General features: G+C 69.6%; 20 protein-coding genes. 9 read left to right on the top strand and 11 right to left on the bottom strand.

Going from position 1 to position 21,090, the window contains the following annotated elements; genetic code table 11:
- The first annotated feature begins 3 nt into the window (after window positions 1-3).
- Window positions 4-1,278: a cation:proton antiporter gene (locus AB0M48_RS36305; protein ID WP_363850722.1), complete on the top strand. Its 1,275-nt coding sequence runs from the start codon at window positions 4-6 to the stop codon at window positions 1,276-1,278.
- On the opposite strand, the gene AB0M48_RS36300 is transcribed toward AB0M48_RS36305, so the two are convergent.
- The 3 genes from AB0M48_RS36300 to AB0M48_RS36290 form a co-directional block, all read right to left on the bottom strand.
- Window positions 1,253-2,365, bottom strand: coding sequence for a glycosyltransferase (locus AB0M48_RS36300; protein WP_363850720.1), 1,113 nt, complete (start codon window positions 2,363-2,365; stop codon window positions 1,253-1,255). The two genes, AB0M48_RS36305 and AB0M48_RS36300, sit on opposite strands and share 26 nt — an antisense overlap.
- Window positions 2,366-2,463: 98 nt before the next feature.
- On the bottom strand, window positions 2,464-3,330 hold the full coding sequence (locus AB0M48_RS36295; protein WP_363850717.1) for a hypothetical protein: 867 nt from the start codon (window positions 3,328-3,330) through the stop codon (window positions 2,464-2,466).
- A 53-nt stretch (window positions 3,331-3,383) separates the two neighbouring features.
- Window positions 3,384-5,036 carry a choice-of-anchor B family protein gene (locus AB0M48_RS36290; RefSeq protein ID WP_363850713.1) on the bottom strand — a complete coding sequence of 551 codons (1,653 nt, stop codon included), beginning with the start codon at window positions 5,034-5,036 and terminating at the stop codon, window positions 3,384-3,386.
- A 132-nt stretch (window positions 5,037-5,168) separates the two neighbouring features.
- On the opposite strand from AB0M48_RS36290, the gene AB0M48_RS36285 reads away from it, so the two are divergent.
- From AB0M48_RS36285 to AB0M48_RS36275, 3 genes are all read left to right on the top strand, one after another.
- Window positions 5,169-6,614 (top strand): phenylacetate--CoA ligase family protein, encoded by a 1,446-nt coding sequence (locus AB0M48_RS36285; RefSeq protein ID WP_363850711.1) that lies wholly within the window; start codon window positions 5,169-5,171, stop codon window positions 6,612-6,614.
- 132 nt (window positions 6,615-6,746) lie between these two features.
- Entirely contained in the window at window positions 6,747-7,172 is a 426-nt protein-coding gene (locus AB0M48_RS36280; RefSeq protein ID WP_363850708.1) for a peptidase inhibitor family I36 protein, read from the top strand.
- Between the two features lie 199 nt (window positions 7,173-7,371).
- Window positions 7,372-8,277, top strand: coding sequence for a helix-turn-helix domain-containing protein (locus AB0M48_RS36275; protein ID WP_363850705.1), 906 nt, complete (start codon window positions 7,372-7,374; stop codon window positions 8,275-8,277).
- A gap of 106 nt (window positions 8,278-8,383) precedes the next feature.
- Here AB0M48_RS36275 and lnt read toward each other — a convergent pair whose 3' ends face one another.
- The 5 genes from lnt to AB0M48_RS36250 form a co-directional block, all read right to left on the bottom strand.
- The gene (gene lnt, locus AB0M48_RS36270; RefSeq protein WP_363850702.1) at window positions 8,384-9,856 is read right to left on the bottom strand and encodes an apolipoprotein N-acyltransferase; all 1,473 of its coding nucleotides are present in this window, start codon (window positions 9,854-9,856) and stop codon (window positions 8,384-8,386) included.
- Entirely contained in the window at window positions 9,843-11,261 is a 1,419-nt protein-coding gene (gene mptB / locus AB0M48_RS36265) for a polyprenol phosphomannose-dependent alpha 1,6 mannosyltransferase MptB (protein WP_363850699.1), read from the bottom strand. The genes lnt and mptB overlap by 14 nt, the downstream gene beginning before the upstream one ends.
- A gap of 258 nt (window positions 11,262-11,519) precedes the next feature.
- Window positions 11,520-13,094 (bottom strand): sigma-70 family RNA polymerase sigma factor, encoded by a 1,575-nt coding sequence (locus AB0M48_RS36260; RefSeq protein ID WP_363850696.1) that lies wholly within the window; start codon window positions 13,092-13,094, stop codon window positions 11,520-11,522.
- A gap of 91 nt (window positions 13,095-13,185) precedes the next feature.
- A complete protein-coding gene (locus AB0M48_RS36255; RefSeq protein ID WP_363850693.1) occupies window positions 13,186-13,956 on the bottom strand; it encodes a glucose 1-dehydrogenase in 771 nt (256 codons plus the stop codon).
- 46 nt (window positions 13,957-14,002) lie between these two features.
- Window positions 14,003-14,584 (bottom strand): TetR/AcrR family transcriptional regulator, encoded by a 582-nt coding sequence (locus AB0M48_RS36250; protein WP_363850690.1) that lies wholly within the window; start codon window positions 14,582-14,584, stop codon window positions 14,003-14,005.
- A 53-nt stretch (window positions 14,585-14,637) separates the two neighbouring features.
- Between AB0M48_RS36250 and AB0M48_RS36245 the strand changes: the two genes are divergently transcribed.
- On the top strand, window positions 14,638-15,660 hold the full coding sequence (locus AB0M48_RS36245) for an alpha/beta hydrolase-fold protein (RefSeq protein ID WP_363850687.1): 1,023 nt from the start codon (window positions 14,638-14,640) through the stop codon (window positions 15,658-15,660).
- A complete protein-coding gene (locus tag AB0M48_RS36240) occupies window positions 15,657-16,133 on the top strand; it encodes a GNAT family N-acetyltransferase (protein ID WP_363850685.1) in 477 nt (158 codons plus the stop codon). Before AB0M48_RS36245 ends, AB0M48_RS36240 begins: the two co-directional genes overlap by 4 nt.
- Here AB0M48_RS36240 and AB0M48_RS36235 read toward each other — a convergent pair.
- Window positions 16,126-16,965 carry a helix-turn-helix transcriptional regulator gene (locus tag AB0M48_RS36235; protein WP_363850682.1) on the bottom strand — a complete coding sequence of 280 codons (840 nt, stop codon included), beginning with the start codon at window positions 16,963-16,965 and terminating at the stop codon, window positions 16,126-16,128. The two genes, AB0M48_RS36240 and AB0M48_RS36235, sit on opposite strands and share 8 nt — an antisense overlap.
- A gap of 100 nt (window positions 16,966-17,065) precedes the next feature.
- Between AB0M48_RS36235 and AB0M48_RS36230 the strand changes: the two genes are divergently transcribed.
- From AB0M48_RS36230 to AB0M48_RS36220, 3 genes are all read left to right on the top strand, one after another.
- The gene (locus tag AB0M48_RS36230; protein WP_363850680.1) at window positions 17,066-17,830 is read left to right on the top strand and encodes an SDR family NAD(P)-dependent oxidoreductase; all 765 of its coding nucleotides are present in this window, start codon (window positions 17,066-17,068) and stop codon (window positions 17,828-17,830) included.
- A gap of 46 nt (window positions 17,831-17,876) precedes the next feature.
- The gene (locus AB0M48_RS36225; RefSeq protein WP_363850677.1) at window positions 17,877-18,233 is read left to right on the top strand and encodes a hypothetical protein; all 357 of its coding nucleotides are present in this window, start codon (window positions 17,877-17,879) and stop codon (window positions 18,231-18,233) included.
- Between the two features lie 436 nt (window positions 18,234-18,669).
- Complete coding sequence (locus tag AB0M48_RS36220) at window positions 18,670-19,098, top strand: STAS domain-containing protein (RefSeq protein ID WP_363850674.1); 429 nt, start codon at window positions 18,670-18,672, stop codon at window positions 19,096-19,098.
- A gap of 445 nt (window positions 19,099-19,543) precedes the next feature.
- Here AB0M48_RS36220 and AB0M48_RS36215 read toward each other — a convergent pair whose 3' ends face one another.
- Together AB0M48_RS36215 and AB0M48_RS36210 are read right to left on the bottom strand one after the other, a co-directional pair.
- Window positions 19,544-20,074, bottom strand: a complete 531-nt coding sequence (locus tag AB0M48_RS36215; RefSeq protein WP_363850671.1) for a hypothetical protein — start codon at window positions 20,072-20,074, stop codon at window positions 19,544-19,546.
- Window positions 20,071-20,769, bottom strand: a complete 699-nt coding sequence (locus tag AB0M48_RS36210) for a hypothetical protein (RefSeq protein WP_363850668.1) — start codon at window positions 20,767-20,769, stop codon at window positions 20,071-20,073. Before AB0M48_RS36210 ends, AB0M48_RS36215 begins: the two co-directional genes overlap by 4 nt.
- Between the last annotated feature and the right edge of the window lie 321 nt (window positions 20,770-21,090).

Genomic DNA, 21,090 nt, shown 5'->3' with positions numbered 1-21,090 from the left:
CCGGTGAACCAGATCCACTTCGCGTTGCAGGTCTTCGCCGCGCTGGCGGTCGTGCTCGCCGCGACCACCGTCTGCGGACGGCTCGCCATGCTGGTCAAACAACCCAGGGTCGTCGGCGAGATGGTCGCCGGCGTCCTGCTCGGCCCCGCGCTGCTCGGTGCCGTCGCCCCCGGCGTGCAGGCCCAGCTCTTCCCCGCCGACGTCAAGAGCACCCTGTACGTCCTCAGCACGATCGGCCTGACGTTCTACATGTTCCTCGTCGGGTCCTCTTTGGACCACGGACTCACGACCGGTGCGAACGCGCGCAAGGCGTCCGTGCTCGCCATCTCCGGCATCGTGCCCACGTTCCTGCTCGGCGCGGTTGCGGCCCTGCTCTTCTTCGACTCGCTGAGCCCCGAGGGCTCCAGCCTGTGGGTGTTCATGCTGTTCGTCGGCGGCGCCCTGTCGATCACCGCGTTCCCGATGCTCGCGCGGATCCTGCAGGAACGCGGCATCGCCAACACCCCCATCGGCGGCCTCACCCTGGTCGCCGCCGCGATCGACGACGCGGTGGCGTGGGCGTTCCTCGCACTGATCATCGCGGTGGGCGCGTCCGGCAGCCCGTCCGGCGCGCTGCGCACGATCCTCGGCGCGGCGATCTTCGCGGTCGTGATGCTCACGCTCGGCCGCAAGTGGCTGGCCAAGCTCGGGGAACGCGCCGAACGCGACGGCAAGCTCAGCCGCGACATGGTGGCGGTGATCCTGCTGATCGTGCTGCTCGCCGGCTGGTACACCGACTACATCGGCGTCTTCTCGGTGTTCGGCGGCTTCATCACCGGCCTCGCGATGCCCAAGTCGCCGGTCGTGCGCCAGGAACTGGAGACCAAGCTCTCCGACCTCAACTCCATCCTGCTGCTGCCGGTGTTCTTCGCGTTCAGCGGCCTCAACACCCGACTGGACGGCTTCGGCTCGGGCGGCGCGCTCTGGTTCCCGCTCGCGGTGATCATGCTGGCCGCGTTCGCCGGCAAGTACCTCGGCTGCGGACTCGTGGTGCGCGCGCAGGGGTACTCGTGGCGCTACGCCTCCGCGGTCGGCGGCCTGATGAACGCCCGCGGCCTGATGATCCTGATCTTCATCAACATCGGCCTCGCCTACGACCTGGTGACACCCGAGATGTTCGCGATCCTCGTCGCAGTCGCGATCGTCACCACCGCCGCGGCGATGCCGATCTACCGCGCTTCGCTGCCCGACCACCTGGAGGCCGGGGCCGACGTCAGGACCCCGTCACCAGTTCGCTGAGCCGCCCGACGACGGCGGCCGGGGCCGGCATGTCCGCGATCTCGGCCGCCACCCTCACGGCGACCTCCCGTGCCGACGGGTCGTCGAGCAGACGGCCCGCAGCATCCGTGATGGCGTCCGCGGTGACCTCCTCGCCGACGAGCTTCGCACCCGCGCCGGTCTCGGCGAGCACGTCGGCGTTGACGAACTGGTCGGCGCCCTGCGGCAGCACCAGTTGCGGCAGACCGGCCGCGAGCGCGCCGAGGACCGTGCCCGATCCGCCGTGGTGCACCACGAGGCCGGCCTGCCGAAGCACCTTCGCCTGCGGCACGAACCCCGCGACGCGCACGTTCGCCGGAACGTCGCCCAGGAGCGCGGGATCGCCGGGACCGACCGCCACCAGGACGGTGACCGGGAGGCGGGCGAGGCCGTCGATCGCGCGCCGCAGCACGTCCGTCGCACCGGACGACATCGTGCCGAGCGTCAGGTACACCAGCGGTGCCGCCTCGATCTTCGGGAGCGGCACGTCCAGGTCGAACGCCGTCGGCCGCTGCCGCAGCACCGTCGGCAGCGCCGCGACGACCGGATCGCGCACGGTGTCCGGCCACAGGTCGATCGCGACGTCACCCATCATCAGGTCGGCGGGCGCGGTGCCGTCCCACATCCACGCCATCTCCCCCGCCGCCATCTCCTGGATCGCGGGCGGCATGGACCGGCCGATCACGTGCGACACGAACGGGATCCCGGCGTCACGAGCCGCCTTCGCGGCACCGGCGTCGCTCTGCTCGTAGACGACCAGATCAGGCTTGATCCGCGGCAGGAGTCCCCCGAGATCTCTGACCGTCGCCCGCGGCAGCACGTCCGCGAACATCGTGATCAGCAGCCGCGGCACCTCCGCGTCGCCGTGCCGCCCGCGTGCCTCCGCCTCGGCCTCCTCGATCGAGATGCCCGACGCGTGCGCCTCGAAACCCAGCCCACGCGCCTTCTCCACGAAGCTCGGACCGATCGCGAACACGACCTCGTGGCCTGCTTGTTGTGCCGCTCGGGCGAGCGGGACCAGCGGGAACAGGTGCCCGTAGGCGGGCCGGCACGAGAAGAGGATGCGCATCTCGTCCAGGCTAGCGATCTTCAGCGCTGGGAGTGGGCAGCTCCTCAACTCGGGTTAAGTTTGGTCAACACTGAAGTTATAGAAATTTGGGAGTTGACCTAGCCGACGTCCACCGTGAACGCCGCCCGGTGCAGCTTGCCGCCGTGGGAGAACTCCAGGAACAGCCGGTACTCGCCGCGGTCGGCGAAGACCGCCTGGAAGCTCAGCTCGCCGTTGTTCAGCGGGATCCCCGCCAGTTCGACGGGGTGCAGGTGCGTGGCCGACAGCAGCATGGTGTGGAAGCCGGTCATGTGGCCGTTGGCGCCGAGGTGCGGTTCCAATGAGCTGACCGGTGTGCCGTCCGGGGCGCGGATGGCCAGCCGCAGCGTCTGCGGGGTCATCGCCTTGGGCCGGGCCGGTTCGTCCACCCGCACCACGCTGTAGCCGTCGGTCGTCACCGCGCCGGCCTCGGGCGCGGGAACCGGTGCCGGTGTCGTGTCACCGGGGACGCTGAACGGCACGCCGAGCACAACGGGGTGGCGCGGGTCCGCCGTGTCGAGCGGCACGAACTCGGCGAACATCCGGTACGCACCGCCGTCGGGCAGGGAGAGCGTGGTGCGCCAGGTGTCGCCGTCCAGCACGGGGTGCAGGTGCTCGAAGACGAACATGTCCTCGCGGACGGAGAAGAAGTGCATCTGCTTGGTCTGGTTGTCCAGGAACCGGGTGACGGGCTGGCCCGCGCCGTCGAGGATCCGGAACGCCACCGGCACGGCGGTGCCGCGGGTCTCGGGCACCACGACGCGTTCGAAGCGGTAGCCGCTCTCCACATCGGACAGTCCGTCGCTGTGCGCGGCGGGGACCACGGCGCCCATGCTCTGGTGCTGCATCGGCGGTGCGGACCGGGCGAACACCATGATTCCGCCGCCTGCCACCACGGCGACGGCGAGCAGGGCGAACATCCAGTCGACCGGACTGAGCTTGCGCATGACAACTCCTCGCGGCGCGGGTGGACGGCGATGGCCGCCCACCCGCGTCAGGGTCAGAACTGAAGGCTCCACGCGTCGATGTAGCCGACGTCGGAGCTGGCGACGTCCTGCACCTTGAGCTGCCAGGAGCCGGCGGCGTCCTCGGTGCCGGCGTTCACCTCGTAGGTGGTCAGCACGTTGTCACCGGAGTCGTTGCCGGAACCCTTGAGGCGGAACGAGGTCCCGTCCGGCGCGACGAGGTCGATCACCAGGTCACCGCGGTACGGGTGCTTGATGTCCACGTTGACCTTCAACGCGGCCGGCGCCTTGCCGGGCACACCGGACACCGTCACGGACGAGGTCACCGCCGCTCCCCTGTCCGGGATCTGCACGTCGGTGGTGTTCTCGAACTTGCCACCGGCGGGCGGCGGTTCGACGGCGCCCAGGTTGGGCTTGACCACGACCAGGCCCTGCTCGATGCCGTTGACCAGGACGATGCCGCTGGCGAAGTACGGGTAGTTGCTCCACGCCCCGTTGAACTTCGCCTCGTTCGCCGCCGGGTAGATGTCGAAGAACCCGGCCTCCGTCAGCTGCGCCGAGGCGACGTTGCTGACGTCGAGGATGCGCAGCCCGGCCTGGTAGTTGGCCTGGTAGGAGTACTTGCCCTTGATGTACTGGTTGTGGTCGATCGCCGTGGCCGGCGAGTTGTAGACACCGGTGTGCACCGGGTTCGCGAGGCTCGCCAGGTCCCAGATGTAGGTCTTGGTGCGCTTGTCGGTGCCGCGCGACTCGTCCAGCTCGTCGTCGAGCAGGAAGTACCGCTGGTCCTCGGTCAGCCAGCCCTGGTGCGAGTACTGCGCGCCGGAGTAGGCCTTGCGCGCGATCTGGACCGGCTTGGACTTGTCGGTCACGTCGACGATCGTCAGCGTGTCCTCGTTGGAGTTGAAGCAGATCTCCCGGCCCCGGTAGGTCGCGTCCGGTCCGCGGTAGATCACGCACTGGTTGTCGTGCGTGTAGCCGTCCTGCGCGACGCAGCCCGCGTTCTTCGGCGACTTCGGCGTGCGGATGTCGACCATGTGCGGGCCGCCGCTGCACGTGTTGGAGCCGATCGCGTAGGCGTACCCGGTCTCCTCGTTGATGGCGATGTTGTGGGCCGGGCCGAACTCCTTGTACAGGACGTCGGCGGTGAACGTCTGCGGCGTGGTGACCGTCCGCAGGCGGGTCAGGTCGAACACCTGCATGCCGTGGCCGGTGATGAAGTCGGCGACGATGAAGGCGTGGTCCTTGTAGACCTTCATGTCGCGCCACGAGCTGCTGCCGCCGTTGGACGGCAGGTTGCCCAGGAACTTCGGCGACGTGGGCGTGCTGACGTCGACGAACGCAGTGCCGTTGGTGCGGCCGACGATCGCGTACTCCTTGCCGGAGGACGGGTCGGTCCAGCCCCAGATGTCGTTGCCGTTGCCACCGCCCATCGCGGACAGGGGGAGCACGCTGAGCAGGTCGACGTTCTTGCAGGGGTAGATGTCGGCCTTGCCGTTGACGCACGGGACGCCCGCGGCCTGGCCGGAGACGGCGTGCCGGTCGGCGGGCAGGTGGTCGGCCAGGAACGTCCTGGCGGCGGCCTGGCCTTCGGCGGTGTTGGGATCGTGGGCGGAGGCGCCCGTCATCGAGAGGGCGACCACGGAGACCGTCAAGACGGCCAGCGCCCCCATGCGCAGGGATTTCATGAAGTTGGACTCCTTTGCACCGGGAAGCAGGGGGTTCCCGGTCAACAACAGACGGTAGAAGCGGCGGGCACTCCCCGTGAACCGTCGTTCGTCTGGTCCGGGTGGAATGGATCAGATCGATACGCTCGGACCATGGACAGCAGCCGCCAGATCCGCGTGCGCCAGGCGTTCGACGACTTCTTCGCGCCGGGCGAGCCGAAGTCGGGGAGCTGGGTGCTGAACCTGTTCCAGCGGACGGCGCAGACGGTGCCCGCCTACCGGAAGCTCCTGCGGGACAACGGGATCGATCCCGCGGCGATCCGGACGTTCGAGGACTTCCAGCGGCTGCCGCTGCTCGACAAGGCCGGCTACCACGAGCGGTACCCGCTGCCGGAGCTGTGCCGCGACGGGAAACTGGAGAACTGCGACATGATCGCCGTGTCGTCGGGGTCGAGCGGCAGGCCCACGATCTGGCCGCGCGGCGTCGAGGACGAGCTGCACGTGGCACGCCGGTTCGAGCAGGTGCTCGTGGACGGATTCCACGCCGACGAGCGCAGGACGCTGGCCGTCGTGTGCTTTCCGCTCGGCACCTGGGTCGGTGGTCTGTTCACGCAGGCGTGCGTCCGGCACCTGGCGGCCAAGGGGTGCCCGATCACGGTGGTGGCGCCGGGCAACAACAAGGCCGAGATCCTGCGGGTGCTGCCCGAACTGGCGCCGCACTTCGACCAGGTCGTGCTGCTGGGCTACCCGCCGTTCGTGAAGGACGTCGTCGACACCGGGCTCGCGGAGGGCGTCGACTGGCCCGCGTACCGGATCAAGCTCGTGCTGGCCGGTGAGGTGTTCAGCGAGCAGTGGCGCGAACTGGTGTCGCGGCGCGCCGGCATCGCCGACCCTGTCACCGACATCGCTTCCCTCTACGGCACAGCGGATTCCGGTGTGCTCGGCAACGAGACCGCGCTCTCGGCGAGCATCCGCGGGTTCTTCTCCGACCACCCCGAGAAGGCCCGGGAGGTCTTCGGCGACTCGCGGCTGCCGACGCTCGTGCAGTACGACCCGGCGAGCCGGTTCTTCGAGGTGCACGACGGCACGCTGGTGTTCACCGCGGACGGCGGCATCCCGCTGATCCGCTACCGGATCGCCGACGAGGGCGGGGTTCTCGGGCACGCGGAACTGCTGGAGTACTGCTCCCGCAACGGCTTCACTCCGCCTGCGGGCCCGGAGCTGCCGTTCGTGTTCCTGTTCGGGCGGTCGCTGTTCACGGTGTCGTTCTTCGGCGCGAACGTCCATCCGGAGAACGTGACCGTCGGTTTGGAACAGCCCGGCATCAGCGACGTGGTGACGGGGAAGTTCGTGATCGAGTCGGTCGAGGACGAAGATCGCGACCGGTTGTTGCGGATCACCGTCGAGACCGCGCCGGGCGCTACGGCGGACGCGGCGGAGATCGCGGAGGCGGTCCGGGCCCAGCTGCTGCGGCTCAACAGCGAGTTCGCGCACTACGTCCCGGCCGAACGGCAGCTGCCCGAAGTCGTGCTGCGGCCGCACGGCGATCCGGAGTACTTCCCGGTGGGCGTGAAACACAGGTACACCCGACGATCCTGAAAAGCGCTATTGCGCCACGGAGCAATAGCTTTTCTCCGGTTCCCCTCCCTGCTTAAAGTGGCGCCCGGCGGAATTAACTTTGGGTTAGGGAGGAATCCTTTGAGGTTCGTTCGGCGTATTTTGCTGGCGTTGATGCCACTCGCCATGCTCTTCACCGTCGCTCTCGCGGCGCCGAGCGCGCAGGCGGAGGCTCCGGTCGCCGAGGCCGCCGCTGTGGGCGCGGCGTTCGACTCCGAGACCGGCCAGGCGCTCGCGGCCTGGGACTGCAACACCGGCAACATCTGCTTCTGGGACGGCTTCGGCGGCAAGGGCAGTCGCTGCATGTGGGACGTCGCCGACTCGGACTGGACCTCGGGCACCTACAAGTGCTCCTGGGCCACGGACCGCGAGGTCAAGTCCGTCTACAACCGCGGCACGTCCTCCGCCAAGGGCGTCCGGTTCTACCGCAACACCGGCTACAACGGCTCGATCGGCTGCACGAAGCAGGGCCAGAAGGGTGACCTCGCGGGCACCTACCAGGTCCGCTCGCACCAGTGGGTCAGCACCAGCTGCGGCTGATCTGGCCGGCTAGCACAAAACCGGACGCGGGACACTGGTCCCGCGTCCGGTTTTCGTTGCGCGATTCGGCGGAGTGACACGCCCAGTATCGTTGTGCGCGGTGACCTGGACTGGGGAGGTTGCTGTGTTGCGCATCCATTTTTCCACTGGCGATCTGGAGCGTACGCAGGTAGCGGAAAGGGTGGATCCACTCTGGGAAATGGTGTTCAGCTGGCTTCGGCTGACCGAACTGGACAGCGGATTGATGTTGCAGCCGTGGCTGCGTCAAGTCCGCCGCAACGGGGACCGGCAGGTGATCACGTCCGGCGTGCGCATGCTGTCCGTGCTCGCGCCGCTCGGGCCGTACTTCCCGGACTTCATCACACCCCCGGAGGGTGCGCAGGGTCTGGGTAGCGCGCTCGCGGCGATCCGGTCCACGCCCCGCCATCGGCTGCGAGAGGAGTTCCAGCGGCTGGAGGGGGTGCGGCCGGTTCCGGAGTGGACGCGTCCGCTGGCGGCGGGCGACGGTGAGTCCCTGATGGGCCTCACCGAGGCGCTCACCCGGTACCACCGCGAGGTGATCGAGCCGTACGGCGATCTGATCGACGAGGCGGTCGAGACCGACCGGGTGCACCGCAACGGTCTCGCCTGCGACGTCGAGGGGTTGCTGCGGGGCATGTGGCCGCTGATGAACTGGCGGGCACCGGTGCTGGAGGTCCAGTACGCGCACGACCGCGACCTGTACCTCAACGGGCGCGGGCTGCGGCTGGTGCCGTCGTACTTCTGCCGCCGCACGCCGGTCGCGTTCGCTGATCCGGGGCTGCCGCCGACCGTGGTGTACCCGTTGCACCACGACTGGACCTGGCAGCGGCAGCTCGCGAGCGGACGGCGCGAGCAGGGTGCGCTGGCGGCGTTGCTCGGCACGACTCGATCGGCGGTGCTGGCGGCCGTCGGTGCCGGGGCCACGACGACCGAGCTGGCGGAACGCCTCGGCGCGTCACCGTCGTCGGTCAGCCGGCACACGACGGTGCTGCGGGAGGCGGGACTGCTGACGACGGAGAGGCAGGGGTTGTCCGTGCTGCACCAGCGAACGCTGCTGGGATCGGCACTGCTCGGCAAGAACTGAGTTCACCGCACGCGAGACCGGAGCGCCGGAGAGGTGGTTGCGGTCGTGGGCGTGCGTTCCACCCTCCCGCGGGAGGGTGGAACGCACGCCCGTCGCGCGCGGTGGCTCAGTCCCGGGCGGCCAGTGCCCGTCGTGCTCGCTGCCGTGACCACAAGCCCGCCGCGCACGAGACGAGCGCCAAGCCCGTGAGCAGGACGTGGATCGCGCCGCCGAACCTGGTCGCGAACGTCACGTCCGTGCGCAACGGCACGGTGTCCACCATCAGGTCGTCGGTGAACATGCCGGTCGACCGCACGACGCTGCCGTCCGGCCGCACCACGGCGCTCACGCCGCTGATCGCCGCCACCACGACCGCGCGGCCGTGTTCGATCGCGCGCAGCCGGGCCATCCCGAGCTGCTGGTAGGTCATCTCGCCGCGGCCGTACCAGGCGTTGTTCGTCGGCACCACCAGGAGCTGCGCGCCGTCGGCGGCGCTCTCCCGCAGGACGTAGTCGTAGGCGACCTCGTAGCAGATGCCGACGCCCACGCGCGTGCCCGCGATGTCCAGCACGCCCGGTTCGGTGCCCGCGTCGAGATCGGGCTGGTCCGCGAACGGCGTGAAGATCCGGGCCAGTGGGCGCAGCGGGATGTGCTCGGCGAACGGGACGAGCTCCTGCTTCGCGTACGACTCCCCCGCGCCGGTCTCCGGGTCCCACGTGATGACGGAGTTCTGCCCGTTGCGCAGTGCGCTGACCAGCGTCGGCACGCCGAGGTCTGCGATGGCGGCGTCGAGGACCGGGTCGCGGTCACGGGTCCTGGTCGCGCTCTCCGGCCACACCACGAGGTCCGGCTTCGGCAGCGCGCCGCCGCGGACCAGCGCGGCCAGTTCGGCGGTCTTGCGCAGGTGGTTCTCGCGCAGGGTGGTGCCCTCGGTGAGCAGCCCGAGGCCGACGTCGGGCGCGTTGCCCTGCACGACCGCGACGGTCCGCTCGCCGGTCTGCGCCTCGATCGAGATCAACGGGCTCACGGCGAGCGCGGCGACGATCGGCACCAGCGCCCAGGCGCGCGTCCACCTCGGGAACCAGGCGGCCAGGCCGAACCCGGTGAACACCACGGCGAACGTCACCAGCGGCGCGCCTCCGAGCACGGCGAGCCGCGCGAACGGCCCGTCGACCTGGCCGAACGCGACGCGGCCCCACGGGAAGCCGTTGAACGGGATCAGCCCGCGCAGCGTCTCCTGCAGCACGAACAGCAGCGCCGCCCACACCGAAGCCGCCGGGAGCCGGGCGACCAGCGGGAACAACGCGCAGACACCGCAGATGAACAACGCCATCAACGCGCTGAGCACCAGCCACGGCCAGGGCCCGAAGTCGTTGCCCAGGAAGTGCTGGATCCACCACAGGTGCGGGAGGAAGAAGGCGAACCCGAACGCGAAGCCGAGGCCGGCGCTTCGGCGGGCGCCCGCGCCCTTCAGCACCAGCCAGAACACCACGAAGGCGGGAACCGCGAGCCACCAGAGCGTGCGCGGCGGGAAGCTCAGTGCCAGCGCGCCGCCGGCCAGCGCCGCCGCGCCGTAGCGGGCGAGGTCAGGCTTGCGCAACGGACACCCTCGCCCGGCGCAGGACGAGGTACGCGCCACCGACGAGTGCGATCCCGACGACGTAGGCGGCGACGAGCTCGGGCACGCGGCCCGCGAAGTTGCCCGCGAGCGGCGGCACCAGCAGCGCGAACACCCCGGTGAGCACGGCGACCCTGGTCCGCCACGTCCCCACCGGCAGGCACGCGGCCAGCGGCAGCACGGCCCACAACAGGTACCACGGCTGGATCACCGGCCCCAGCACCACGATCAGGCTCATCATCATTCCCAGCGACGTCACCTCGGAGATCCGCCCGCGCAGCTGGCGGCCCAACAGCACCGCCACTCCGCAGAGGATCAGCACGAGCCCCGCGATCCGTGCCGAGGAAAGCATCGCCTGCCCGGCTTGCGGGCCGAACACCGCACCCGCCAGATAGCCGGGCCAGTTCGTCGGCGCCATCCAGCTGTTGACCTTCGACGGCGTGCCGAGCGCCTGCACCCAGCCGAACCCGGACCCGCCGGCCAACGACGTCACGACCGACACCACCCCGGCGGCCGCGACCATGGCGAAGCCCGCCGTGACGAACCGCACCCAACCGCCGCCCAGCCTGCGCGCCAGTGCGGTACCGACGATCGCGAGCGCCACCAGCGCGGGCAGCTTGACCTGCGCACCCAGTCCGATGAGGACGACACCGGCCGTGTACTGCCACCACTTCAGTTCGCGCAGCGCGTGCAACGCGACGACGGTGCCGGACAGCATGAGGCCGAGCATCAGCGCGTCATTGTGGACACCGCCGATGAGATGCCACAGCACCAACGGGTTCATCACGCCCAGCCACAACGCCGTGCGCTCCTGCACACCTGCCATGGCGGCAAGCCGGGGCACCGCCCACACGACGAGCAGCAGCCCGAGCGCGGCGACCAGCCGGTACAGCCCGATGCCCAGGACGGGGTCGCCGCCGGTGACCTCGGTGATCGCCCTCTCGACGGTGGTGAACAACGGCCCGTACGGCGACGGCGTCTCGCGCCAGTAGACGCCGACGCGTGCCACGGCCTCCGCGCTCGCACCGGCCGCCGGGCTGACCATGTTCGGGTCGAGCCCGTTCGCGGCCACCTCGCCCTGGGCCAGGTAGCTGAAGACGTCGGCGCTGAACAACGGCGGCGCGGCCAGCAGCGGCGCGCACCACCAGGCCAGGGTCCGGCGCAGCCATCCGGGGTCCGGCCTGGTGCGGCCGAGCAGTGCCCACGTCAGCACGACCAGCCCGGCACCCGCGATCGCGACGCCCAGGGCCACCGCGCCGCCGGTTCTGGCGCTCACGGCCCAGGCACCGGCGGTGAGCAGGAGCGCACCGCCGAAACCCGTCCAGCGCAACAGTTCCGGGGTGTCGGTGACGACCGCGGTCGGCCAGCGATACGTGACGGTCTGCACGGGAGACACAGTGCTGGCCGGACAGATCGTCACGCGTCCGACCGTGGTCGCGTTCCCACGTACTACCTAGGGATGATCTTTTGGGTGCTGCGGGTTGACATCGGCCGGGTCGGTTCGCGGTCAGACGGGCGGATCGTGGTGCCGCCCCCGCGTCCTCATACTGGACGTATGGGGGCGTGGGGGCGGTGCCGCGAGCCGTCCTGCTGAGCGTGAACCGGGTCGCCCGATGTCAGCCCGCAGCACCCTGCGCGTCTCAAATCAACTTCCGGCGAAGTCGTGCGTCATCCACACGGTTCCCTTGGCGTCGCGGATCACGACGATGCCGATGCGGGTGGACGACTTGCTCAGGATGTTCTTGCGGTGGCCGTCGTTCGGCGGCTTCTCGTCGATCATGCCCTGGGTCAGGCCGAGCGCCATCTTGGAGATCGCCTCGACGTCGTCCTTGACCGGGCCGCCCATGCCGACGTTCTCCGCGACCGAGTTCCACTTCACGCCCGCCGCGGTGCTGCGTTCGCCGAGGCCGCTCTCGCCGGGGCACTGGTGCGACAGGCCGCAGCCGTTGCTCATCATCGCCCTGGTGTGCCGGTCGGCCGCGGTGACCAGTGCCGGGTCGACCGTCAGCGGGGCCAGGCCGACCTTCGCCCTGGTCTCGTTGATCAGCGCCAGGACGCGTTCCTCGGGCGTGGCGGCGCGGACGGGCTCCGGCGGCGCTGTCGTCGTGGTGGTCGTGGTCGCGGACGACGGTGCGCTCGACGCCGCGGACGTGGTCTCCGGCGGCTGCGACGAGGACGTGGTGGGCGCCAGTCCCTGCGTGGTGTTCGGCCCGGCCACGGCGGTAGGCGGGTCGGACGGCAGCAACACCATCGTGCCGACCACGCCGACGAGCGCGCACACGGCCGCAGCGCCCGCCACGGCGAGCACGGGCTTGCCGCTGGCGATGCCCGCGAGCTTGCCGAACACACCTGCGGGTTCGGCGAGGTGCGTGGGCACGGCGCCGAGGTCGGACTCGAACGCGACGGGGTCCGGCGTGACGTCCGTGAGCGTTTCGAGCAGCCGGGGCAGGTAGGCGGCCGGGACCACGAGCAGCGCGGCGCCGGTCAGGATGCGCTCGACCGGCATCGCGTCGTCCACGCCGCGACCGCAGCGCCCGCACTCGTCGACGTGCCGCAGGAGTCGCTTGCGCCACAACGGGTTCGGCTCGCCGTTCCAGCCCTGCGCGGCCCGGTCGAGCCCGGCGCAGCGCGGTTCCATCGTCAACGCGCGGACGAGGTGCCTGATCGTCTCCAGGCGGCCCTTCAGCCTGCTCACGCGCACCGTGACGGTGTGCGCGCCGAGGTCGAGCGCGTCGGTGACCTCGGCCCTGGTCAGCTGCCCGACGCGTTCGAGCGTCCACAGCGCCAGCAGTTCGCGGTCGCCCGGATCCAGCCAGCGCGCGGCCTCGTCGACCTCCCGGCGCTGCTGGGCGAAGTGCAACCGGGACAACGTGACCTCGACGAACTCGGCGCCCGGATCGGCCCGGTCGTACTCCTCCAGCGGGGCCGGGGCGAGGTCGCGGCGGCGGTAGTGCTCGCGGACCTGGTTGATGGTGACGGCGACCAGCCACGACCGGAACCGGTCCGGCTCCCGCAGCGCGTCGATGCCGCGGATCACGCGGACCATCGTCTCCTGCACCACGTCGTCGACGTCGGAATCGGCGTGCAGCGCCCGACCGGCGACGTTGTAGACCAGCGGCAGGCAACCCGCGACCACGGCGTCGAGCGCCGTCCGATCACCGGCCCGCGCGGCCTGCACCTGCTCCGCGTCCACCCGCCCCAGCCACTCCCGACCCGTCACTTCCGCACCCTTCGCCGACTGTCCTGTACGCCATGGGAGACCGGCGAGTCTCACCTCAGGTCACAGAAACCGGGCCGGAAGGTGACCGGGGTCACACGGCGACCACCGCCACTCCCGTGCGGCCGCCGTCGACGTCCAGCACGATGCCGTGCACGAACTCGGCTTCGTCCGAGGCCAGGTACACCGCCGCCGACGCGATCGCGTCCGGATGCCCGGAGCGACCGGCGGGCGTGCCGCGCATCATCACGCCGGCCATGCCGCGGGTCTTGTCGTCCCAGCCCGCCGAGGCGATGACGCCGGGCGAGATGGCGTTGACCCGGATGCCCCGCGGCCCGAACTCCGCCGCCCACGCCCGCGTGAGCGTCTCCATCGCGCCCTTGCTCGTGCTGTAGACCGCCCCGCTGGGAACGCCGAGCCTGGTGATCCACGAGCCCAGGTTGACGACGACGCCGCTGCCGGCGCCGATCATCGCGGGAACGAGGGCTTGCGTGAGGAAGAACGGTGCCTTCACGTTGACCCCGAAGACCCGGTCGAACGTCTCCTCGTCCGTTGCCGGGGTGGTCGAGGGCGGGTAGATGCCCGCGTTGTTCACGAGGACGTCGACGCGACCTCCCAGCAGCGCGGAGGCCTCGGCGGCGAGCGCGCGGCTCGCGGCCGGGGAGCCGTCGAGATCGGCGCGGACGAAGCCTGCCTTCCCGCCGTCCGCGCGGATCTGCTCGACCACCTCCGCTCCCCTGGTCTCGTCGCGCCCGGAAACGACGATGTGCGCTCCTTCGCGGGCGAAGGCGGCCACGATCGAGCGGCCGATGTTGCTGGTGGAACCGGTGACGAGGGCGGTCCTGCCCTCCAGTCGCTGTGTCATGTCCTCGAAGCTACGAACACTTTTTTGGACCAGCAAGTCCAGAAAACTAGCCCCGGAGGTGTTCGATCAACGTGTCGAGCGCCGCTTCGAGGTGCGCGACGCCACCGGTCGACATGAGCACCTGGACCCCGCCCTGGATGCCCGCGATGAAGGCGGCGGCGACCCGGTCGGCGTCGAGGGTCTCCCGGACCAGCCCGGCCGCCTGCATGTCGCCGATCCCCTTGCGCACGTGGGCCTGCCACCGACTCAGCAGTGCGCCGACCACCTCGTGCGCCCCCGGCGTGCCGCCGACCTGCCCCATCAGCACGCCGAGCGGGCAGTGCCGTCCCTGCGCGCGGTAGCGGGCGACCACCGAGTCGCGCCACCGTTCCCAGGCCGCCCACGACGTCAGCGCACCGAGGTGCGGCTGCTGGTCGTCGAGCACGCGGTCCGCCTCGTGGCGGGCGACGGCGAGGAAGAGCTCCTCCTTGCCGTTCGGGAAGTAGTGGAAGATCTGGCTCTTGCTCGTCCCCGTGATCGCCCGGATGTCGTCCAGCGTCACGCCCGCGGGCTCGTCACTGCGCAGGTAGGCCGCGGCGCCCTCGATGATGCGCTGCCTGGTAGCGCGCCCCTTCGTCGTCAGTGCCATGACCCGAGCGTAGGTTTTCTGGACCGGCTGGTCCACTGTGGTTGACTGGGGACATGCTGCCTTGGGAGGGACCGCTCGCCGGTCGGCTGGACCGGCACACCGTCGACTCGGCACTGCTGCGCGACAACCCGCTCGGCGATCCGCACGAGCGGCCGCTGTGGGTGTACGTGCCGCCGGGCTACGACTCGGGGACCGACCGCTACCCCACCGTCTACATGATCCAGGGCTACACCGGGCACCTGGCGATGTGGGCGAACCGGATGCCGTTCCGCCAGCCGTTCATCGAGACGGCCGACGCGGTGTTCGCGCAAGGAGCCCCTGGTTGCATCGTCGTCTACGTCGACGCGTGGACGTCGTACGGCGGGTCGCAGTTCGTCGACTCCCCTGGCACCGGCCGCTACCACTCGTACTTGTGCGACGAGATCGTCCCGTGGGTGGACGACCACTACCGCACGATCCCGGACCGCGAGTCGCGGGCGATCGCGGGCAAGTCCTCCGGCGGGTTCGGCGCGATGATCACGCCGATGCTGCGGCCCGACCTGTTCGGCGCGCTGGCCACGCACGCGGGTGACGCGCTCTACGAGCTCTGCTACCTCGCGGACTTCGGCAAGGCCGCGCGGGCGTTGCGCGGCTACGACCACGACGTCCAGCAGTGGTGGACCGACTTCCAGAGCCGTACGGCGTTCACCGAGCCCGCGGACATGGACCTGCTCGGGATTCTCGGTGTCGCCGCGTGCTTCTCGGCACGCGAGGACGGCACGCCGGAGCTGCCGTTCGACCCGGTCACCGGGGCGCCGATCCCCCAGGTGTGGCAGCGCTGGCTCGACTGGGACCCGGTGCGGATGGTGGCCGGTCACGCCGACGCGATCCGCTCGCTCAGGGCCGTGTGGATCGACGCGGGTACACGGGACGAGTACTTCCTCGACCTCGGCGCGGAGGCGTTCCGCAAGGAGATCGCCGCGGTCGGGCTTCCGGACGAGCGCGTGCACTTCGAGCTCTTCGACGCGGGACACGGCGCGATCGACTACCGGTATCCGCTGTCTTTGGCGTGGCTCGCGACTAGGCTCGCTCGATGATCAGCGAAGTGGCCCTGAGAGGCCTCGAGGACGCGGACTTGGACATATTGTTCGAGTTCATGCGCGATCCCGAAGCGGTGCGGATGGCCGCGTTCACCGCGGAGGACCCCGACGACCGCGCGGCGTTCGACGCGCACTGGCGCAAGATCCGGGACAACCCCGAGACCCTGAACCACGTCGTCCTCGGCGACGGCGTGGTGGTGGGCAGCATCGCCAGCTTCGTGATGGACGGCGACACCGAGATCACCTACTGGATCGACCGCGCGGTCTGGGGCCAGGGCGTCGCCGGACGGGCGGTGGCGTTGCTGCTGGAACGGGTGACGGTCCGGCCGCTGCACGCCCGCGTGGCCAGTGACAACGCGGCGTCGACGCGCGTGCTCACGAGGGCGGGGTTCGAGCCGGTCGGTACCGACGTCGGCTACGCGGCGGCCAGGAAGGCCGAGATCGAGGAGACGATCCTCGTCCTCAGCTGACGAACTTCTCCGTGCCCAGCACACCGAGCAGCTGCAGCTTGTCGAACGCCTCGGTGCGCGGCGGCGCGGTCAGCACCAGCAGCGCCTGCGACTGGTCCTCGGTGAACAACGCCTGGCAGTCCACCTCGATCTCGCCGAGCTGGGGGTGGATCAGCACCTTGTGGTCCTCGAACCGCTTCGCGACCTCGTGCCGTTCCCACAGCTCGGCGAACTCCGCGCTTTCCTTCTGCAGCGCGCGAACGAGCTCACCGGCCCGTGAGCGCGGGCCCATCGAGGCGTAGGCGGCGCGCAAATTCGCCACCTGCGTGCGGCCCTGCCGGTCGCGGTCGTGCTCGGGGTAGATCAGGCGCTCGTCGGGATCGGTGAACCAGCGGTAGATCCCGCTGCGGGCGTACCCGGTGAAGCGCGAGGAGTCGCCGTACAGCGCCTCGGCGAACCGGTTCTGCACCAGGATCTCGCCGAGGTTCGACAGGATCAGCGCGGGCGTGTCGTCGAGCCGGTCCAGCACCCGTTGCAACGCGGGCGCCACGTGGGTGGCGGTGGTCTGGGGCGACGGGGCGTTGCGACCGGCGACGCGGAACAGGTAGTCGCGTTCGTCGTCGGTCAGCCGCAGAGCGCGGGCCAGCGCGGCCAGCATCTGCTCACTCGGCTGCGGGCCGCGCTGCTGCTCCAGGCGCGTGTAGTAGTCGGTGGACATGGCGGCCAGTGCCGCGACCTCCTCGCGCCGCAGCCCCGGTGCCCGCCTGCGCGCACCCGCCGGCAGGCCGACGTCCTCCGGCCTGAGTTCCTCCCGGCGGCGCCGGAGGAATCCCGCGAGCTCCACCCGATCCATGACCCCAGTATCCGGGCCTGCGCGTCGTGAACCAGGGATCGCCGATCCCCCGATAAGGGCTCTCTGCCACAACGGCGGACACCGGCAGAAGCTCGATGCCATGGACATCACCGGAAACACCGTCTTCATCCCCGGAGCCACCAGCGGCATCGGCCTGGCGCTCGCCCTCGCGCTGCGGGAGCGCGGCAACACCGTGGTCGTCGGCGGCCGGCGCACCGAACTGCTCGACCGGATCGCCGCGGAGCACCCCGGTGTCGAGACCGTCCGGATCGACACCGCCGACGCCGCGAGCGTCCAGGCCGCGGCCAAGGACGTCATCGCCCGCTTCCCGTCGGTCAACGTGCTGATCACCATGGCCGGCGTCATGCGCGTCGAGGACTGGCACCGCCCCGAGTCGTTCCTGGAGTCCGCCGAGGACATCGTCACGACCAACGTCCTCGGCCCGATCCGCCTGATCGCCGCGTTCGTCGAGCACTTCCAGACGCTGCCGGACGCCACGATCATGACCGTCTCGTCCGGACTCGCCTTCGCGCCGCTGAAGATCACGCCGAGCTACAACGCGTCCAAGGCCGCGATCCACATGCTCAGCGAGACCCTGCGGCTCCAGCTCGCCGACACGTCGGTGAAGGTCGTGGAACTGGAGCCTCCGGCGGTGCAGACCGACCTGCTGCCGGGCCACGCGGAGAACGAACAGGCCATGCCGCTCGACGAGTACGTCACCGAGGTCATGAACATCATCGAGACGCAGCCCGACGCCCGCGAGATCCAGGTCGAGCGCGTGAAGTTCCTGCGCTACGGCGAGGCGCGCGGGAACTACGACCAGGTGGTCGCCGCGCTCAACGCCGAGGACCCGCACGGGAAGTGACGTCTCAGGCAGCTGCTGATCGTCAGCGCGCCGGTAGCGTGGGCTCATGCCACAGATCACCGTCGAGTACTCCGCTGAACTGAGCGAGGCGTTCGACCGCCGCGCCTTCGCCCTCGCCCTGCACCGGACCGTGGGGCCGCTGGTCAGCGCGGAGGTGGCGGCGTTCAAGACGCGGTTCCGCGAGATCGAGGAGTCCGTGATCGGCGACGGCTCGCCCGCGGCGATGATCCACATCAGGGTGGGGCTGCTGACGGGCCGGCCGGTCGAGCTCAAGCAGGAGGTCGGGCAGGTCGCCGTCGGGATCGCGCGCGATCACCTCAAGCCGGTGGAGGGGCTGCCCACCCAGGTGACGCTCGAGGTGTACGACCTGGACCGCGAGCAGTACCAGAAGTTCGTCCTATAGCACCAATGCCGCACTGACCTGCAGAAATGCAACTTTCGCAGCTCAGCGCGGCTCCGTTCGAATCCGCTGAGGAACGTACTTGCACGTTCAGCGCATGGTTCTGCTCCCTATTGCTCCCGGAACGTGCTCCCACGGCCGATGAACCCTCTGGTGGGCAACTCAACTTGGATACGTGCTGAGCTTCGCAGGTACGAGCTCGCGCTGCCTCAGCCGACCGACGAAGAAGCTCCGCGAACCAGCACATCCCCAAATGATGAAGCTGAAGCCTTTTGTTGGGGGAGGCGTCTTGCCTTACCACTGAACGAACGCGCACTGCCGCATATCGCACGCTCCGACACCACTCACTGCAAGGTGTTGAGGTGTCAGCTGCGTCCCGCACGGGTACAGACGGCAACGGGAGCGGATCCAGCGCGTGTCTGTGGGTTGAGGGAGCAGCATGCATGAAGAGGCCGAGCAGCCTTTGATCATGGTCGAGGTCACCACCGCTGAGGATGTGGTGATCGCCGTTGTGCACGGGGATGTCGACCATGACACCTTCCGAGAGATCCGGGACGCGCTGTTCACCTGCATGGCTGGCCGGGCCGCCGCGTTGGTGGTCGATCTCGACGACGTGGGATTCTTCGGCTCGATCGGCATCGCTGTGCTGCTCGAGACACGGCAACGCGCCGACCAGCTGGGCATCAGATTCGCCGTTGTGGCAGGACGGCGAACGGTGGCACGACCCATCCGGTTGACCGACACCCAGGACCTGCTATGCCTGCAGCGCACCCGAGAGCAGGCGCTGGCCGTGATACGCCGTTACCCTCGCATCACCGGCCGCCTGGACGACCCGACCGACATCGGGTTCGCGGGGGCGTGGCCGTAAGCCTCGCCACACAACCCGAATGCTAGTAGGCGACTGTCTTCCGCACTCCTGACGAACCATCTTCCGGCGACGTCGATTCGTACCGTGTCTGCCATCTTAAGACAGCCGTGAGAACGCAATGCCTTCGAAACGGAACGGCAGCCTGAGGGCAGTGCGGCGCGGTGGAGCGGTCAGGCGCGAGTCGTACTGCTGCCGATTGTCTCGATCAATGCCGATGCCGCGGTGCGGTTCTCTGGGTGCGTGCGTGGCGAGGCGGCTACCCGCCGGTGCACACGCTGACCAACCGCTGGTCGTCGAACATCGAAATCGTGGACGTGCGTCACCGACGAGTCAGGCGCCACCGTGTAGAACGTGGGCCGCGTCAACGACTACGGCACCGCGCAAGTCGCGGTGCGAGCAGTCGACGGGCTGGGTCGGCGGTGGGCCCGGCGGACTACGACGGCAGTCAGAGGAAGAAGCAGTCAAGAGGCTGGCCCTGGCGGGGAAACTCGAAGCCGCCCAACCCTGGTGGCATGTCGATGGTGCCGCGGCTGAACGCGACATGTCCTTTGCTCGGGTGGCAGAAGCTGAGGCCGCCTTGGTGGCCGATCCCGGGTTGTTCGAGTACCGAGGCGACCGCGCGCAGCTTGACTCCGGTGGGGTCGTTGCTGCGCCATTCCTCCACCATCGTGGTCGCGGAGGGAAGCGTAGGCAGGTTCGTCTGGGGAACGCTGCGGATGAACGGCGCCAGGGCTGCGTAGTCACCGGCGCACGCTGCTGCGTGCACGCCCGCGACGTCGCGGGCCTGATCAGCGGTGAACGGGTGGCCGCCGTCGTAGGCGAGGGCGGGTTGGCCGCATTGAGTTTGCGGCGCCGGTTGCGGTGGCGCTGCTCGCTCTCGGTCGCCGAGGAACAGGACGAGTGCCAGGGCGAGCGACACCACGATCGTCAGCGCGGCGAGTACCCGGTTGAGCGTTCTGTGCTGCTGCGGCCTCATCGGCACTCCAGCACTTGGTCCGTGCGGCACCGAGGCGCGTTCGCGCCGCCGACGACCCGGAACGATTTGCCGTTGTCCGGCACAGTCAGCCGGCCGGTCTGCCCGGCCGCCGACCACTCGAAGTGCACGACGAAGCTGCAGTCGCAGGACGCGGTGCGGGCGCTGAGAAGGAAGGTCTCGGCGTCGGTGCTGGTGATCTCGTACGGGAAGGAGATCGGATCGACGCGCCAGCCCTTGAGACGCGCCTGCTCTGCCGCGTCGGCACTGACCGGCTCGCCGACCGCCTTCGGCTGTGGCTTGTCCAGGTCGATCACGGCATAGCGATAGAGCTCAGTGTCAGCGCAAGGCGCGTCCAGAACGGTTCCCTGCGGCGGTGGGTTGCGGGCGATCACCTCGACGGCGATGTCGGTGATCGTCACACTGCGGTCGGCGTGCAGGCCCTGCAAGGTCACCAGGACCGGCCCATGGTTGGCGAACGCGCCATCGGCGAGGTAGTCCAAATCGGTCCACGACCGGAAAGCCTCGTCGCCACTGCGTAGCGCCCGAACCTGCTCAACGGACTTCGGGGTGAACCAGTCCGACCGGCATGGGTCGGTCACAGGCTGGACCGCCGCGAGCAGCGGACCTGTGGCATCGGCGGCGGCCGGCTGCTGCGGGTCGTCGTCATCGGCGAAGACGACCAGGGCGATCTCCAAGCCACGCACGAGGGGCTCTCACCGGTGCCACGACGGTCCCAGGCAGGTCGCGACGCTTGATCTACTGATGAAGTGTTTCTCCCGCCCCTCGCCGACATGAGGCGGTAGCGGCTTGGGCAGCAAGTTCGGGCTCGTCACCGATCGCGCACTGAGGCGGTGTGGGCCAGGACGACAGCGACCTTGTCCGGGCTGTCACGTTGCTCCACAAGCACTTCGCAGGGTCAGGACGCCACAGGCTCCGCGCGAACGCGGAGTTGCGAAACCCGTGGCCGACCTCCCCGATGGCCAGCACGTGTTTCTGACCGATGAGCAGTACCACAT

The organism is Lentzea sp. NPDC051208 (assembly GCF_040682435.1).
Classification (GTDB): Bacteria; Actinomycetota; Actinomycetes; order Mycobacteriales; family Pseudonocardiaceae; genus Lentzea; species Lentzea kristufekii.
The sequence above is the reverse complement of the archived record's forward strand: the minus strand, read 5'-3'. Positions and strand labels throughout refer to the sequence as shown.